10 protein-coding genes are annotated in these 14864 nt (G+C 64.4%); 2 read left to right on the top strand and 8 right to left on the bottom strand.

The window, feature by feature from the left end; all coding sequences use genetic code 11:
- Positions 1-9 precede the first annotated feature (9 nt).
- The 3 genes from H4V96_RS18000 to H4V96_RS17990 are packed head-to-tail and all read right to left on the bottom strand — an operon-like array spanning position 10 to position 5498.
- Positions 10-1287 (bottom strand): TolC family protein, encoded by a 1278-nt coding sequence (locus H4V96_RS18000; protein WP_196855036.1) that lies wholly within the window; start codon positions 1285-1287, stop codon positions 10-12.
- The gene (locus tag H4V96_RS17995; RefSeq protein ID WP_196855037.1) at positions 1274-4375 is read right to left on the bottom strand and encodes a CusA/CzcA family heavy metal efflux RND transporter; all 3102 of its coding nucleotides are present in this window, start codon (positions 4373-4375) and stop codon (positions 1274-1276) included. Before H4V96_RS17995 ends, H4V96_RS18000 begins: the two co-directional genes overlap by 14 nt.
- Complete coding sequence (locus tag H4V96_RS17990; protein WP_196855038.1) at positions 4368-5498, bottom strand: efflux RND transporter periplasmic adaptor subunit; 1131 nt, start codon at positions 5496-5498, stop codon at positions 4368-4370. The genes H4V96_RS17995 and H4V96_RS17990 overlap by 8 nt, the downstream gene beginning before the upstream one ends.
- A gap of 238 nt (positions 5499-5736) precedes the next feature.
- Between H4V96_RS17990 and H4V96_RS17985 the strand changes: the two genes are divergently transcribed.
- Complete coding sequence (locus tag H4V96_RS17985) at positions 5737-6417, top strand: response regulator transcription factor (protein WP_196855039.1); 681 nt, start codon at positions 5737-5739, stop codon at positions 6415-6417.
- Positions 6410-7807: an ATP-binding protein gene (locus H4V96_RS17980; protein ID WP_196855040.1), complete on the top strand. Its 1398-nt coding sequence runs from the start codon at positions 6410-6412 to the stop codon at positions 7805-7807. Before H4V96_RS17985 ends, H4V96_RS17980 begins: the two co-directional genes overlap by 8 nt.
- On the opposite strand, the gene H4V96_RS17975 is transcribed toward H4V96_RS17980, so the two are convergent.
- The 5 genes from H4V96_RS17975 to H4V96_RS17955 all read right to left on the bottom strand — a co-directional run bounded on the left by H4V96_RS17975 (position 7799) and on the right by H4V96_RS17955 (position 14854).
- Positions 7799-8107 (bottom strand): hypothetical protein, encoded by a 309-nt coding sequence (locus H4V96_RS17975; RefSeq protein ID WP_280721096.1) that lies wholly within the window; start codon positions 8105-8107, stop codon positions 7799-7801. The genes H4V96_RS17980 and H4V96_RS17975 overlap by 9 nt on opposite strands.
- Positions 8108-8109: 2 nt before the next feature.
- The gene (locus H4V96_RS17970) at positions 8110-8829 is read right to left on the bottom strand and encodes an MgtC/SapB family protein (RefSeq protein ID WP_196855085.1); all 720 of its coding nucleotides are present in this window, start codon (positions 8827-8829) and stop codon (positions 8110-8112) included.
- Between the two features lie 363 nt (positions 8830-9192).
- Entirely contained in the window at positions 9193-12312 is a 3120-nt protein-coding gene (locus tag H4V96_RS17965) for an efflux RND transporter permease subunit (protein WP_010401203.1), read from the bottom strand.
- Positions 12313-12315: 3 nt separating this feature from the next.
- Positions 12316-13548, bottom strand: a complete 1233-nt coding sequence (locus tag H4V96_RS17960) for an efflux RND transporter periplasmic adaptor subunit (RefSeq protein WP_196855042.1) — start codon at positions 13546-13548, stop codon at positions 12316-12318.
- 322 nt (positions 13549-13870) lie between these two features.
- Positions 13871-14854: an endonuclease/exonuclease/phosphatase family protein gene (locus H4V96_RS17955; protein ID WP_196855043.1), complete on the bottom strand. Its 984-nt coding sequence runs from the start codon at positions 14852-14854 to the stop codon at positions 13871-13873.
- Positions 14855-14864 lie beyond the last annotated feature (10 nt).

Genomic DNA, 14864 nt, shown 5'->3' with positions numbered 1-14864 from the left:
CTTCCCCCGCTACAAGCGCGGCCGCTGGCCGATCGCCAGTTGCAGCTGTGTACTGGCGACGGCGGCATCGGCGCGCGCCTGCACATAGCCCTGGTAAGCTTCATCGGCCGAACGCTGCGCCGCCAGCCACTCCAGCAGCGAGGCATTGCCTTTGACGTAAGACAGGCGCATGCCATCGACCACCGTTTGCGCATCGACCAGCACGCCATCGCGGTAGCGCGCCAGCCTGTCCTGCGCCGCACGCAGCTGACGCTGCGCCGTGCGCACCTGCGTTTCCGCTTGCAATTGCGCCTGGCGCAAGGCCAGCATCGCCTGTGTCACGTCCGCTTCGGCTTGCACTATGTCACCCTCGTCGCGTCGCGACAGGGGGATGGGGATGGCCAAAGAGAGGGAGAGGGCGCGCGAACGTGCCGCGCCATCGACGCGATTGCCGCTGCCATCGACGCCGTCATGGTAGCCGCGCGCGGCTGCCAGGCCCAGCGTGACGGTAGGATCGACGTAGCGGTTGGCGCGCACCAGCGCCGCGCCGTCGCGCAGCTTGTCCAGGGTGGCGCGGGCAATGCGCACGTCGCTGCGCGCGTCGAGTGCCTGCGGCACCAGTACGCTGGCATCCTTGTTCTCATACGCGGCGAAGTCGCATGCCAGCTGGGCGTCTGGAAACAGCGTCTCGAACTGGCGTCCCAGCGGCGGCGACAGGGCCAGCATGGCGCTGTCCAGCTCGCCGAGTGCCTGCGCCAGGTCGGCCTGAAACTGGTCGCGTTCCACGCGCGACTGCAGCAGCTCGATGCCGCCCACATCGCCGGCCTTGCGCCGCACGGCGTTCGCTTGCACCACTGTCGACAGCGCTGCCATGGTCTGCTGCTTGCGCGCGGCGACTTCGCGCGTGCGGCACGCTTGCGTAAACGCAGCGGCGGCCGTCGCATACAGCTCGTACTTGAAGCCGGCCACCGTTGCCTCGGCCAGCGCGACATTGCTGTGCGCGGCCTTGATGCGCGCAGCGCGCTTGCCGCCCGTCTCGATAGCCATGCTGATGGCCGGGTTCCACGTGACGGGACGGTGTTCGACGCTGCGCACCGTCTCGCGCGTGGCGCCGAGCGTGAATTCGGGATCGGGACGCAAGCCGGCGATGCCGATGCCGGCCTTGGCCGAGACGATGCTGGTCTGCTGCGCCTGCAACTCCAGGCTATTTTTTTCCACGGCAGCCAGATAGGTGTCGAAGTTCAAGGGGGTGGCAATGGCGCTGGGCGCGATCAGCCAGGCCGTCAGCAGTAGATTAAAACGTGTCATGCTTCACTCCTTTGTCGTTCAGGCGTTTTTGTATGCGCGCCTCGATCAGGTAATACAGGGCTGGCAACAGCAGCAGGGTTAGCGCCGTCGCCGTCACCAGCCCGCCCACTACCACGGTAGCGAGCGGGCGCTGCACGTCGCTGCCCAGGCCCGTCGCCAGCATGGCCGGCGTCAGGCCCAGGGCAGCCACGGTGGCCGTCATCAGCACGGGACGCATGCGCTCACGCGCGCCTTCAAGCACGGCGTCGCGCAGGCTGCGGCCCTCGTCGGCGCGCAAGCGATTGATTTGCGCCAGCATCAGGACGGCATTCAATACCGCCACGCCGAACAGGGCGATGAAGCCTACTGCGCTCGAAACATTCAAGCTCATGCCGCGCAGGTGCAGCGCGGCCAAGCCACCCAGCATCGCCAGTGGCACGGCCAGCAAGACCAGTGCGGCCTGGCGCAGGTTGCCGAATTGGCCCAACAGCAGCAGGAACATGGCACCCAGGGTCATCGGCAGTATCAGGGCCAATCGGCTCTGCGCGCGTTGCAGGTTTTCGAACTGGCCGCCCCATTCGACGCTGATGCGCTGGTGCTCCTCTGCCACGGCTTGCTCCACCAGGGGCCGTGCTTCGGCCAGGAAGCCGGCCAGGTCGCGCCCGCGGGCATTCAGGCGCACGATGATGTGGCGCCGTCCCATTTCGCGTACGATCACGCTTTCGCCCGAGGTGGTGCTAATGCTTGCCACCTGTGCCAGTGCAATCCTGGCGCCGTTGGCAGCGGTGAGCATCAGTTTGGCGATGGCATCCGGGTCGGCGCGCGCGGCGGGCGGGAAGCGCACGGCGATGTCGTAGCTTTTCTCGCCCACGTAGACCTGGCCGATGGGCGCGCCGCCGATGCCGGTGGAAATCAGGTCGGCCACCTCGGCCGCGTTGATGCCGTAGCGGGCTGCCTTGGCCCGGTCCAGCTCCACTTTCAGGTTCGGCAGTGGCGGCTCCACGTCCACCGCCACGTCGGAGGCGCCGGGGACGCCTTGCAATATGCGCGCCACCTTGCCAGCGATGGCGCGCACTTCGTCGAGGTCGTTGCCGAAGATTTTCACCGTCAGGTCACTGTGCGCGCCCGATAATTTATCTTGCACGCCATCGATCATCGGCTGCATGAAGGCCACCGTATAGCCTGGCATGCGGGCGAAGCGCTGCTGCATTTTTGCGATCAGCTGCTGCTTGCTCAGGCCCGACTTCCAGCTCTTGTACGGATGCAGGGCCACGCTCGCCTCGATGTGCGATGGCGTCCAGTAATCGGTGCCGTCGTCGTTGCGCCCCGTCTGCGTGACGATGCTCGACACCTCCGGAAACTCCAGCGCGGCGCGGCGCAGTTCACTCGCCATCGCGGAGGCCTTGCCCAGGGTGATGCCGGGCGGCATCTGCACCTGCAGCCACAAGGAGCCTTCATCGAGATAGGGCAGGAAGTCGCGTCCGATACTGCCACCCAGGAACACCAATCCTGCCAGCGAGGCGGCGCACACCACCACCACCCAGCGCTTGCGACCCACCATGCGTTCGAGGAAGCGGCCATAGGCGGCCGCCAGCTGTTCCAGCACGCGGTTGTGGAAGGTGCGCTGCGGCTTGCGCAAAGCCAGCCAGGCCAGGCCCGGAATCAGCAGCAGCGCCACGACCAGCGCGCCCACCAGCGCTGCGCCCACCGTAAATGCCATGGGCGAAAACAGTTTGTACTCAATGCGCTGGAAGGCGAACAGGGGCAAATAGGCGGCGATGATGACGGCCATGCCGAACATGATGGGGCGCGCTACTTGCAGGGTCGCCTCGATGGCATCCTGCAGCGTGAGGGCCCGCTCCTGTTCCCGTTCACGGCGGCGCAGCATGTTTTCCAGCACCACCACCGAGCCATCGACGAGGATGCCGAAGTCAATCGCCCCCAGCGACAGCAAATTGGCGGGAATTTTAAAATGGTGCATGAAGATGAAGGCGATCAGCAGTGCCAGCGGGATCGTCAGCGCGACGATGGCCGCCGCGCGCGGGCTGCCCAGGAACAGCAGCAGCACCAGGGCGACCAGCAGCATGCCTTCGCCCAGGGTAAGGCCGACCGTGTGCACGGTGGCGTCGATCAGCGAACTGCGGTCCAGGTAGGGCACCACTTTCACATCCTTGGGCAGCACATTGGTGTTCAAGTCATCGACGGCCGCATGGATGCCGGCCAGCGCTTCGGATGCATTGAAGTCCTTCAGCAGCAAGGTGATGCCTTCGATGGTGTCGGGGTTGTCATCCTTGCCCAGGATGCCGCGCCGCTCCACGTTGCCGTAGGCGAGTTTGCCCAGGTCCTTTACCAGCACGGGTACGCCGTTCTTGCTGCTGACGACGACGTTGCCCATGTCGCCCAGCGAATGGAGCAAGCCCACGCCGCGCACCACGTACGATTGCTGGCCGCGGTCGATGGTGCTGCCACCGCCGCTGATGTTGTTGGCGTTGATGGCGTCCTTGACCTGCGCCAGCGACAAGCCGTAGCTGTCCAGTTTTTCTGGGTCGAGTTCCAGCATGAACTGTGTCGTCAGGCCGCCGAAATTGCTGACGTCGGCCACGCCGCGCACTTGCTGCAGGCGCGGCATCACGCTCCAGAACTGCAGTTCGGACAGTTCGCGCAAGGAGCGTTTTTTCGATTCCAGCGTGTAGCGGTAGATTTCGCCCGTGGGCGAGGTATAGGGGTCTAGCCCCGGCTTGGCCGCGTATGGCAAGTTGATGCTGGCGAGGCGCTCCTGCAGCCGCTGGCGCGTGAAGTAGCCATCGCTGCCATCGTCGAATACCACCGTGACCAGCGACAGCGCGAACAGGCTGCGCGTGCGCAGCACATGCATGCCCGGCGTGCCCAGCAGGGCGCGCTCCAGCGCAATAGTGATTTGCTGCTCGATTTCCTCGGCGCCCAGGCCCGGCACCTGCGTGACGATTTGCGAGGTGACGTCGGCGATGTCGGGATAGGCTTCGATGGGCAGCTGCTTCCAGCAGTAGACGCCATAGGCGGCGACGAACAGCAGTATCAGCCAGACGATGCCGCGCCGTTGGCAGCAGGTAGCGATGAAACGTTCAATCATTGAGCAGCACTCCTTCTTTGACGACGATGCGCTCGCCCGCCTTCAGGCCAGCGAGGATTTCCACCTGCCCGCCATGGCTGGCACCCACTTCCACCGTGCGCGGCGCGAAGTGCAACGGGTCGCGTTCGACCATCACACGCGTCAACAAACCACTTTGCAGCACGGCGGACGCGGGCACCAGAATGGCGCGGCGGCTGGCGCCGGCAAAATTTGCGCGGGCGAACATGCCGGGCTTGAAGGTGCCGCCGCGGTTGTCGATGGCCACGCGCACTTTCACCGTGCGCGTCTCGGGATCGAGCACCGCGCCGACATAAGCGACCTTGCCCTCGAAGTTCTTGCCGGGCCAGGCATCGACGCTGATGCGCGCTTGTTGTCCCACTGCCACTTGCGCCAAGTCCCTTTCGGCCACGTTGGCCGACAGCCACACGGTGGACAGATCGGCCACCGTCATGATGGGTGCATTGATATCGTTCCAGTAGCCGCCCTGGGCACCATCCATGGCGATCACGGTGCCGGCGATGGGCGAGTGCAGGACGTAGTTGCGGTGCGAACCGCGCGCGCTGGCGCCGTATTGGGCCAGCTTGTCGGCGCTGGCCTGGGCGTCGCTGCCGGCCTGGTCGTAAATCGCCTGCGCCGCTTCGTATTCCTTGCGCGCGGCGATCTGCGCCTCGAACAGGATTTTCTGGCGCGCCAATTCCTGGCGCGCCTGCAGCAGGGCGGAGCGCGCCTTGCTGTCGTCTGCGTAGGCGGCGCTCAGTTCAGCGGAGTCCAGAGTGAACAGCGGGTCGCCCGCCTTGACGCTGTCGCCCAGCGAACGCTGCAAGCTGGTGATGCGCCCGGCCAGGGGCGCGGTGATTTTTACCATTTTTTCCGGCATCGCTTCGATGCTGCCCGGCGCCTCCGTCTGGGTGGCGATATCCTGTTCCAGCACGGCGGCGATCTGCAAGCGCTGGCGCAGGGGAGACATGTTGTCGACGGCGATGCTGCCGTCGTCCAGATGCGTCCCTTGGGCCGGCGGCGTGAGCGCTAGCGTCGGTTTTTCGCAGCCGCAGAGCAGTGAGCAACTGACGGCCACGGCGAGCGCGTAGCAGGCGCCGATGGTGTTGGGGGTGGTCGTGTTCATCCCTTGTTTCCTTCTTGTTGATGATGATGGGGCATGCGTCGCTGCCATGCCCAGGCGGGCGGTCAGGGGGGCGGGTAGCGTCATGAGAACGGGCGCACTACAGCGCCGCGAAAGCATAGCAATGCCGTCCTGAAGAAGCGCCCAAGAATGCCTGAATCATTCTTCAGGTTCCGTGCGCAGATGGTGCGGCGCGGTAAAATGCGAGCATGTAAAACGCAGCGCAACAGGAAAAGCAGGCATGAGAATCCTCTTGGTGGAAGACGACCGCAAGGCGGCGCGCCTGCTGGCGCGCGGCTTGCAGGAAGAAGGCTTCGTGGTCGACGTAGCGCACAGCGCCGAGCAAGGCGAGGACGAAAGCTACGCCGTCGATTACGATGTGATCGTGCTGGACTGGATGTTGCCGGGCAAGCAGGGCATCGATTTTTGCCGTGACTTGCGCGCGCGCGCCATTCAGACGCCCGTGCTGATGCTCACCGCGCGCGACGCCACGGCCGACCGGGTGGCGGGCCTGAACACGGGCGCCGACGATTACCTTACCAAACCGTTCGAATTCGAGGAACTGCTGGCGCGTATCCGCGCCTTGCTGCGCCGCTCCGATATCAGCCGCCCGCTGGTGCTGGCGCTGGCCGACTTGACGCTCGATCCTGTCAGCCATCAGGCGACGCGCGCTGGCGTGCCGCTGGTGCTTACGCCCAAGGAATATGCGATTCTATTGATCTTGCTGCGCCAGGCGGGCGAAGTAGTCAGTCGCGCTCGCCTGGCCGAACAAATATGGCAGGCGGACCTGATTGGTATCGACAACTTGATCGATGTTCACGTACGCAACTTGCGGGGCAAGGTGGATGCGCCTGGCTTGCCGCCATTGATACATACGGTGCGCGGACGCGGTTTCCGGCTGGCGGAAAATAACGGTGGCTAGCTTTCGCAAGCGCCTGCTGCGGGTGCACCTGGCCGCCATCCTTGCCATCGTCGCCTGTACCGCGCTGGCCGGCTACTGGGGCCTGTCGCGCGCCGTGCATGGCCAGCTCGACGCGGCCCTGCTGGCACTGGCCGAGACGGAAATGGCCATGCTGCCCGCTGCGCCGCGCCAGCCCGTGCAGGTGCACGAGGTGGCGTCGGGTCAGGCGCCGCCTTCTTTGACGCGGCTCGATCGCCTGGTACAGATCATCGATAATGAAGGCCGCGTGCTGGCGCGCAGCCGCAACCTGGAAGCGGCGCAGTTACCGGCGCCACCGGCCTTGCTGGCGCGCCTGGCGGCCGGCGAGACTGTCTTTGAAACGCTACCCAAGTTTGGCGAGGAGCCGCTGCGCATGGTTTACATCCCCGTAGCCACATCCGGCTCGCGCCTGGCGGTGCAGGTGGCCGGTTCGCTGGACGACGCCAACCATGTGCTGGCTGCGGCCACCGTGCTGTTTGGCGCCATGGCGCTGGCCTTGCTGGCGGCCGTGGGGCTGGCAGGCGAAATGCTCACGCGCCGTGTGCTGGGCGCCATCGACGACGTGGTGCGGCAGGCCCATTCGATCGGCGAAGCGAGCTTGCACCAGCGCCTGCCGCATCCCGGTACGCAAGACGAGATCGGCCGCCTGGTCGATACCCTCAATGCCATGCTGGAACGCCTGCAGCATGGCTACGATGCGCAGCGCCGCTTCACGGCTGACGCCTCGCACGAACTGCGCTCACCGCTGTCGCGCCTGCGCACGGAAATCGAAATCACCTTGCGCCGCCCGCGCGAGGCCGCTGAATATGTCGATGCCTTGGCCTCTTGTCTCGATGAAGTGCAGCGCTTGACGACCCTGGTGCAAGAATTGCTGATGCTCACGCGCCTCGATGCGGGCCAGGAGCGCAATGCCGTGGAAACCATCGCACTCAATCCGCTCGTGCGCGCGGCCGTGCAGCGCCTGGAAAGGCCGGCAGCGCAGCGCGGCATCCGTATCGTCTTCGATGAAGGCGTGGCCGTGCACGCGCGGGTGGCGGCCGGTCCGGTGGACTTGGTGCTGGCCAACCTGCTCGATAACGCCGTGAAGTTTTCGCCGCCCGACAGCGTCATCAGCGTCCATGCGAGGCGCGAGGGCGAGCATGCGCTGGTGGGCGTGGCGGACGCAGGAGCGGGCATCGGCGTGGAAGACTTGCCGCATTTGTTCGAGCGTTTTTACCGCGGCGCCAAGGCGCGCGCGGGCGAGGCACCCGGCTTCGGCCTGGGCCTGGCCCTGTCGCAAGCCATCGTGCACGCGTATGGCGGCAGTATCGAGGCGCAGAATCTCCCCGCTGGCGGCGCGCTGTTCAGCATACGCCTGCCAGCGTCAGATTGAGGGTGCCACGCCTTCCCAGCGCACTTGCCGCACTTGTGGCCAGGCGCCCGCGCGGTTGACGAAGCGCACCAGCACGGCGCGCTGTACGGCCTGGCATAGCACCGTGGCGATCAGCTGCACCACTTGCCTGGCTGCGTCCCAGCTGCGCAGCATTTGCGACGGCGCCAGGCCAGCGCCCTTGAGTTCGGCCAGCAGCAGGCGCACCACGTGGTCGGCCTGCGCCGCAGGGCAGGTGATGCTCAGGCGGTAGGTGGCCACGATGGGAGCGCGCCTGGCAAACCAATGGAAGAATTTTTTCATCATCACACTCCCCGCTCGGCGACAAATTCCGCGTTGTTGACCAGCGCCCAGCGCACGGCCGAGACGCTGCCTTCCAGGCTGACCTGGCTGACGATTTGCTCCAGCAATCCCAGGCTGGATAAAGGCGTGAGCAGGTCGGCGCGCACTTCAATGCGTCCCGCCTGTGCCGCGTCTTCGCTGTGCAAGGATTGCAGCATCAGCGCCGGCATGCCGCTGATCAAGCGCAGCATCAGCTTGCGCACCTGCACTTCCTGCTCCGCTTCGCATACGGCCGTGACGCGGTAAATGCTTTCCGTCTCGATGCCCGCTTCGCTGCCGTGGGCGTTGATGCGTTGCGCCAGGTGGCGCAGCACCAGGTTGGCGACCAGTACGAAGCCCGTGCCGATGGCCGCTTCCAGCGCAAAGCCAAGGCCGCACAGCACACCGATGGCGGCCGAGCACCACAGGGTGGCGGCCGTGTTCAGGCCGCGTACCGTCATCCCTTCGCGCATGATGACGCCGGCGCCAAGAAAGCCGATGCCCGACACCACCTGGGCGGCGATGCGCAGGTGGCCATCGGGGTCGCCTTCGAGCACGGAGACCATCACGAACAGCGAGGCGCCGACGGCGACCAGCGCATTCGTGCGCAGGCCCGCCATGCGCTGGCGCAGCTGGCGTTCGGCGCCTATCATGGCGCCCAGGGTCAAAGCTGCGGCAACGCGCAGCGCAAAGTCAAATACCACCATGAGTTTCTCCCGGCTGGGGAGCAACAGGCGAGTGCGAGGGCGAAGACAATTCGCCCCGAAAGGGGGCAGCAGGCGGTAACGCTGGAACGATGAGGAGGGAAGTGGCGGCGAATGGGTATCGCCGCTGGTAAAACCGCACCTTGCCACGGGCAAGGCGGGCGTAATGCGCGCGTCTTGCCTAAGGCCGATCGCCGATGGTCAATCGACTACTGTCACTGGAACAAGCACCCACGAGTTACTCCATATCATTGATAACGGGGACAGTCTAGCCAGTGGGGCCGTTTGCGTCAACTGAAGCTCTCTTCAGGCAGCCGCCGCGCCGTCCCCGCCAATGCGGGGACGCTGAAGGCGACTGGTACATCAGTGAGCGTGCGCTTTTCCGTCGTCGGCGGATTCAGCATGCTCGCCGCCGCTGCCACCGAAAAAGCGTGCGGCGCGCTTGCCCAGGCTATCGAGGTAGGTGTAGGCGACGGGCACCACCACCAGCGTCAAGAGGGTCGAGGTGATGACGCCACCGATGACGGCGCGGCCCATCGGCGCCTGCGATTCGCCGCCGTCGCCCATGCCGATGGCCATCGGCAGCATGCCGAAGACCATCGCCAGGGTGGTCATCAGGATGGGGCGCAAGCGCACTTGTCCCGCTTCCATCAGCGCCTCGAATTGCCCCAGTCCTTCGCGCTGGCGCTGGTTGCTGAAGTCGACCAGCAGGATCGCATTCTTGGTCACCAGGCCCATCAGCATGATGAAGCCGATGACGGAGAAAATGTTCAGAGTGCTGCCCGTAATGAGGAGGGCTGCCAGCACGCCGATCAAGGACAGCGGCAGCGACACCATGATGGCGATCGGCTGCAAAAAGCTGCCAAATTGCGACGCCAGTACCAGGTAGATGAAGATCACGGCGATGCCCAGCGCCATCATCGCGCCGCCCATGGTCTCGGCCATCTGCTGCGCATTGCCGGCCACATCGAAGCGCACGCCTGCCGGCAGGTCGATGGACTTGATGGCTTTCTGCACGTCGGCGTCGACGTCGCCGGCAGGACGACCCTGCACGCCAGCATAGATGGCGACGCGGCGTTGCAAGGCCTGGCGTTTCAACACCTGTGGACTGGACGACGGCACGAACTGCACCACTTGGCGCAGTGGAATCATGACCGGCTTGCCGTTTGCGTCGAGCTTGCTCGACGCCAGCGACAGGTCGGCCAGGTCGGCCACTTTTTGCCGGCCCGACTTGGGCAGTTGTACGTTGACGTCATAGTTTTGCCCGTCGCTGGCCAGCCAGTGGCTGACCGTATCACCGGCCACGAATGGACGCAGGGCATTGCCTATCTGCTGCACCGACAATCCCAGGTCGCTGGCCAGTTCGTTGTTGATCTTCACGGTGGTTGACGGGTTGGCGCCTTCCTGGCTGTATTCCATGTCGGCCAGGCCCTTGATGCTGCGCATCTTGTCCATCAGGTTGTGCGCCACAGCATCGAGCTTGCCTTCGTCCGTGCCCAGGATGGCGATGAAGATGGGGCGGTTGCCCACCGACAGGGTGATGCCGGCAATCGGCGCCAGGCGTTCGCGGATCAGCTTTTCCAGTTCCTGCTGCGAGCGCCGCTTGTGCGTCTTGATATCTGTCAGCTTCAGGTTAACCTCGGCCGCGTTGCGTCCATCCGGCGTGCCGATGTTGGCCGCCACGCTGTCGATCTCGGGAAACTCCCGCAGCGCCGCTTCTACCTGGCGCACCTTGCTGTCCGTGTATTCGAGGCTGGAGCCGACGGGCGTCTTGAAGCGCAGGTTGATCCAGCCCTGATCCGTTTCCGGGAACATCTCGCCGCCTATCATGGGGACGAGCATCAGGCTGCCCACGAACAGTGCCATGGCCGTGGCCAGGGTCGTCTTGCGCCAGCGCAGCGCCACTTTCAATACCTTGCCGTAGCAGACGTGCAGGCGGTCGATGCCTGTCTCTAACCAGGCCATGAAGCGGCCCAGCCATGGTGCGTATTTGAAGCGGTCCTTGACAGGGTCGCGCCAGACCGACGACAGCATCGGATCGAGCGTGAAGCTGACGAACAGCGACACCAGCACGGCGACGGTGACGGTGATGCCGAACTGCAGGAAGAAGCGGCCGATGATGCCGTCCATGAAGGCCACCGGTACAAACACGGCGACGATGGCGAACGTGGTGGCCATCACGGCCAGGCCGATTTCATTGGTGCCGTCGTTGGCCGCCTTGTAGTGATTTTTCCCCATGCCCAGGTGGCGCACGATGTTTTCGCGCACCACGATGGCGTCATCGATCAAGAGGCCGATGCACAAGGACAGCGCCATCAGGGTCAGAAAATTCAGCGTGAAGCCGAAGGCCTTCATGGCGATGAAGCTGGCCAGCACGGAGATCGGCAGGGTCAAGCCGGTGATGATGGTTGAGCGCCATGAGTGCAGGAACAGGAAGACGATCACCATGGTCAGCACGGCGCCCTCGATGATGGTGCGCTTGACGTTATTGAGCTGACTTTGCACGCGCTCCGATTCGTCGTCCAGTACGCGCAGCTTGATGTCCGATGGCAGCGTCTTTTGCAGATCCGCCGCCACTTTCAGGATGCCTGTGCCCACTTCGACCACATTGGCATCTTGTACCTTGGTGATTTCGATGGTCACGGCCTGCTGGCCGTTCATGCGCGAGATCGACAGCTCTTCTTGCTCGCCGTCGACGACGCTGGCCACCTGGTCCAGGTAGATGGGGCCGATGGCGCGGCGTGCCACGATGATTTTGCCGAATTCGCGCGCATCCTTGATCTTGCCTTCGACGCGCACCAGTTGTTCGCTCGCGCCATGGCTGATGGAACCGGCCGGCAGGTTGGTATTCGTGGCCTGGATGGCGCGTATGACTTCATCGACGCCGATGCCCTGGGCATTGAGTTCGGTCGGCTTCATGCTGATGAGGATCTGACGCGCGCGCAGGCCACGCAGCTTGACTTGTCCCACGCCGGCCACGCCCTGGAAGCGTTTGCTGATGATCTGCTCCGTCAAGGTCGACAGCGAACGCAGGTCATGCCCGCTTGAGGTCAGCACGATGGTGGCGATGGGGCGCTCATTGTCGCCCTCGGCGCGCGCGATGAACGGGTCCTTGGCTTCTTTCGGGAAGCGCGGGCGCACCATGGCGACCTTGTCGCGCAAGTCCTGCATGGCCTTGTCCATATTCGTCGACAGCTCGAATTCCAGGTACACGCCGGCGCGTCCTTCCCACGAGTTGGCGCGAATGGTTTTGATACCGCTGACGGTATTGACGGCATCTTCGATGGGGCGCGTGATATCGTTTTCCACCGCCTCGGGCGAAGCACCAGGGTAATTGACTTCAATGGCGGCGAATGGAAATTGCACGCTGGGCATGCTTTCCACGCCCAGGCCCCGGTAGGAAAAGATGCCCAGCACTACCAGCGCCACCATGACCATGGTGGCGAAGACGGGGTTTTGAATACTGACTTTGGTCATCCACATGGCTTATTCCTTGCGTGCCAGTACGGCCGCCGGCGCGGCGGGCGTGCCTGGCTGTGCGGCGAAGGTCACGCTGTGTCCCGGTTTGACGCCATCGAGCCTGGCGACGATGACTTTGGCACCCGCCACCAGGCCGGACCTCACTTCCGCATAGCCTTCTTCGTCGTTGCGCAAGCCCAGAGTGACGGGCTGCGCCACCACCTTGTTGTTGACCAGGGCGTACACCACGGGGCCCTGTTTTTCATCGCGCACGGCCGTCAGCGGTACCAGCGGCGCCACGATTGATCGTTCGGTAACGATGCTGCCCTTGGCGAACATGCCGCCGCGCAGCGCGCCATCGCCATTGTCGACGGCAATGTAGACCAGCATGGCGCGCGAGCCATTCTCGGTAGTCGGATTGATGCGCGTGACCTTGCCGGCAAAGTCGCGCGCGCCGAAGCCGTCGACCTTGAAGTGCACGTCCTGGCCCAGTTTGATGCGGGGGATTTCGGCGCTGGGCACGGGCGCTTCCAGGGTCAATTGGGCCAGGTTGACGATGGTGTAGACGGGCATGTCTGGCGACACTTTTTCGCCAGCCTGCAGATGGCGCTTGCTGACAATGCCGGCCATCGGTGCGCGTATTACCGCGTCGGCCAGCGCGATGCGGGCGATATCGAGCATGGCGGCGGCGGACTTGACGCTGGCGCGCGCCAGGTCGACCGAGTTTTGCGTGGTGTCGTAGGCCGTCTGCGAAATGTATTTTTGCTTCAGCAGTGCCTGGCTATTCGCTTCATTCTTGGCCGCCATGGACAGGCGCGCCTGCGCTTCGTCCAGCATGGCTTGCTGTTGCGTCAGGCGGGCGTGCAGGTCGGCCGCATCCAGGCGCACGAGGATTTGCCCCTTGGCCACTTGCTGGCCTTCCTGCAAGGTTGTTTCCTCGATCACGCCGGAGACCTTGGCCTTGATGGTGGCCTGGGTCACGGGCGTCAGCGAACCGGCCAGTGGCAGGCTGATGCTCAGCGCGCGCGCATTGATGGCGGCCACGTCGCCCTGCGCCAGTTCATGCACGGGCGTCTTGAGCTGTTCCTTCTTTTTACTCGCTTGCAATTGGGCCGCCTTGGCCGCTTGCTGCTTCGATTGCATGACTGTCCAGCCGCCGCCGGCCAGGGCCAGTAGGAGCAGGATCAGTAGCGCGGTGCGCCAGCGCCTGCGGCGTGTGGTGGCAAGGAGAGAGGCGGGGGGCAGGGTCTCGTTTTTCATAGTTTGTTTAGTCAGGAGCGGCGCGGGGCTTGGCGCCAGGTCTCGGTGCGGACCCGGCCTGTCGCGAGCCGGGGGAATTCGGGTAGCGCATCACCCTAGCGGCCGCAGGCAGCACGCCTGCCGCTGCGGCCGTTCACGGCGATGCGCATGTTGCCACTTTAGGAAGATTCAAGTCTGGCCGCCATCGCCGTGCGACAGATTGCACAAAATCGGGGCTGGAATGCAAAAAACGGCGACTAAAGACCACTGCCGGCATGGATACTGCGCACGTCACGCTGCTTGCGCTGGGCGACGTGGTGACATCAGTCATTGCATTGATTGATTAATTAATGTTTCCCAGCAGCTTGATGCGCGCCAGCACCTGGCCATGGTCCGATGCGTGCGGCAGGTCCAACAGCAAATGGTCATTGAGGCAGCTCACTTCCTGCACCACGCCGATGGCGCGCGGTGAGGCGGCGTGGAAATGTTCGGACACGAGTATGTGGTCGATCGTCATATAGGTGCTGTTGTGGATATGCGTGTAACCCACGTGGCGCACGGCATCCTGGCGCAACTGGATGGCGTTGGCATCGTACAGGCGCGCGCGCATTTCCGGCATCTCACCATGGGCGTCGCACGGCGCTCCCGTTCCCATGACGATGGAGGTGGTGACGGCATTGGCGATGTCATTGAAGTCGCCCAGTACGATGCGCGGACGGCCGCTGCGACCCAGCTCGCTTGCCAGCACGCGCAGGGCCACCGCTTCCGCGCCGCGCCGCTGCAGCGAACGCAGCTCGGCCAGCGCGTAGGCGGCCGCGCTGGCATCGCCCTGGCGGTAATCGGGCCGGCGCGATTTCAAATGCACCACGACGACGTCGGTGAGTTGCCCTCCGGGCAAGTGCACCTGCACGTGCAGCGGTGCGCGGGCAAAACGGTCATTGTTGTCAGCGGCGGCATGGCTGTCGGCAGACACGGTCACACCGGGGGGAAAGTTTTCCCAGGCGACACCAGCGCCGGCCAGCGGCAGCCGCGACACCAGCGCCACCGTGGGTAGCATGCGTCCTGCCGCATCGGGCGCATCGTAGCCGGCCAGGGTGGCGTCGCGGTAGTGGCGCGTGCGCGACAGCACGTCGCGCAGGGCCGCTATTGAGAAAATTTCCTGGAAACCGATCACGTCGGCGTCGAGCAGATCGATTTGCCGCGCTGTCCACTCCGCCTTGGCCTCGTATTGCGCCGGGCTTAACGGTTCCAGGTTGTCATATAATTTCTCCCCGGCCGGGGCCAGGTTGCAGACATTGAATGTGGCAAAGCGGATTTCTTCCTGCATAATTAGTACT

This window comes from Janthinobacterium sp. CG_23.4 (assembly GCF_029892305.1).
GTDB lineage: Bacteria > Pseudomonadota > Gammaproteobacteria > Burkholderiales > Burkholderiaceae_D > Janthinobacterium > Janthinobacterium lividum_D.
Note: the sequence above shows the minus strand (reverse complement) of the source record. Positions and strands in the feature narration are given on the sequence as shown.